Raw genomic sequence first — 249 nt, forward strand, 5'->3', positions numbered from 1 at the left:
GGCTTGCCAAATACTTTCTGGGCCTACGGCCTCCCCAGCATGTACTGTGACATGCAACCCTTCGCGCTGCACTTGCTTAAAATGTTCAACGAACAAGCTTCCAGGGAAGCCCCTTTCATCGCCCGCCAAGTCAATTGCAGTGATGTGTTCTTTATAAGCCAAGATTGAATCTAGCTCATGCTGACACGCTTTTTCGCCATAAGAACGTGACAGAATACCAATCAGATTAACTTTGATATTGTGTTTTCT

At 45.8% G+C, this 249-nt stretch carries 1 pseudogene; it reads right to left on the reverse strand.

What is annotated here, in order from left to right:
- Positions 1-249 (reverse strand): annotated as a pseudogene (locus tag NLF92_RS13495) (adenosine deaminase); the annotation flags it as partial.

It is taken from the genome of Opacimonas viscosa, from assembly GCF_024199005.1.
Lineage (GTDB): Bacteria > Pseudomonadota > Gammaproteobacteria > Enterobacterales > Alteromonadaceae > Opacimonas > Opacimonas viscosa.